Source organism: Barnesiella sp. CU968 (assembly GCF_905219685.1).
Classification (GTDB): domain Bacteria; phylum Bacteroidota; class Bacteroidia; order Bacteroidales; family Muribaculaceae; genus Lepagella; species Lepagella muris_A.
In genome coordinates, this window is sequence record NZ_CAJMXD010000507.1 from 1 (window position 1) to 1728 (window position 1728).

Annotated in this window: 2 protein-coding genes; one reads left to right on the forward strand and one right to left on the reverse strand. The window is 41.0% G+C overall.

The window, feature by feature from the left end:
- Window positions 1-139 precede the first annotated feature (139 nt).
- On the reverse strand, window positions 140-700 hold the full coding sequence (locus tag JX312_RS13175; RefSeq protein ID WP_124030854.1) for a Crp/Fnr family transcriptional regulator: 561 nt from the start codon (window positions 698-700) through the stop codon (window positions 140-142).
- Between the two features lie 361 nt (window positions 701-1061).
- Between JX312_RS13175 and JX312_RS13180 the strand changes: the two genes are divergently transcribed.
- Window positions 1062-1277 carry a helix-turn-helix domain-containing protein gene (locus tag JX312_RS13180; protein ID WP_204458380.1) on the forward strand — a complete coding sequence of 72 codons (216 nt, stop codon included), beginning with the start codon at window positions 1062-1064 and terminating at the stop codon, window positions 1275-1277.
- Window positions 1278-1728: the final 451 nt, after the last annotated feature.

The following is a 1728-nucleotide window of genomic DNA, read 5'->3' on the forward strand; positions in this document are numbered from 1 at the left end:
TTTAATTCGAAATTTTTTATATAGTGAATCTTGTGGCTTCCTTGAGGTCTTTTATGGCTGTTTTCACCGAGTCTCATAAAATCCTCTCAATGAACCTCACAATTAAATTTAAACAGTTTCTGAGAACGGCAGAACATGATTAAGATTTTCTTAATCTGCTCAAATGTGTGGGGGTGATATTAAGGAATGAAGCGATGTCTTTGAGAGAGAAATACAAAAATATATCTTTGTACTTATCAATGAGTTCATTATACCGTTCCTGCACCGATTTCACATGTAGATCGATATATCGGTTATAGGTGGTGTCGAAAAGCGCCACATTGGTTTCAGCTACTACTCGATATAGTTCATCGTCCGATTTCATGCGCATACCTACCTCTATTGCCGAAATGCAATATATTTCGCTGGGTGTAACGGCAACGATTGAAACACGAGATTTTTTCCCATACAGAGAGAATGGAAAATCAGCGACGAACTCACCTGCGAACTCCAGACCAACGACACTCTCGGAGCCATCAGCAGCGTATGCCACATATTTAAGGGTGCCCGATTTAACAAACCCTATATACCGACCTACCTGTCCTCGCTCAATAAAATAGTCACCTTTATCATAACTGCGCAACACACCCTGTTCGACACATAGTTTCCGCCAGAAATCATGGTCGATGTTCTCGTAATATGTGTTGAAGTTAGAGGACATCTTTAAACAGAGGATATTAAAATTCCGGTTGGCTCAAGACCGTGTTATTATGAAAAGAAAACGTGAGCCAACTATGCCACGTCTTGATTTGAAGGTCGTAGGAAACCATTAGCACAGATGTAACAATAGCAGCCCACGCTATGAGCGTGAGAACCACTATGCCAATCCTTGTGCTATTTGTTGAATTTCCTACGTTCTCAAATCACAAGATTACGCATAACGCTTCTTATTTTTCCAAAATGTCGTGGAAAGGCTATACCATTCCGACTGCAAATTTAGCAAAAAATCTGAATCCTAAGCTATAATCGCCGAAAAAATCAGTGACTTTGCAGCGTGACTTTGCAGTCAAATACGCGCAAAAATGACAACGAATGAAGAACTGCTCGCAAGGCTCAACGATATAGAATGGAATGATTTCGAGGTCAAAGAGGCTTCGGGCGGTCTTCCCAAATCCATGTGGGAGACGGTCAGCGCTTTCTCCAACACAGAGGGCGGTTGGATAATACTCGGCGTTAAAGAGAAGAAGACCGCAGCTATCTCCGTGATTTCAATCGATCTCTTTCGTTCCCCACATTGAACGATGAAGATTTTTGCAGGAAGCTGAATATCGTTCTTTCATCGGGTAAACTGTCGTATGGCAGTCTCCTTATGTTTGGCAAACGGGAATCCGTACTCGGTGCGTTACCAAACTTTTGGATAGACTATATGGAGATACCGGGTGATTTCTACGCCACAGCATTATCCTGCGTGTTGGTTCTCCCAGAAACGGACATTGGGAATTCCCATCTGAATAGGTCAGAAAGTAGGTCAGAAAATAGGTCAGAAAAACGACATACTGGGAAAATTGCCGTCAGAAGAATAGAACAAAGTCTAATTAATTTAAGTTTCGCAAGTACTGATTTCCAAAGGTAAAGTCATAAAAAAACGACATGGATTCTTGCCTAATTGCAGGAAAATGAGTAATTTTAAGTACCACCAAAAAACTAACTCAAAGCCATGTCGATACACAAAATTACACCTTTTCTCTC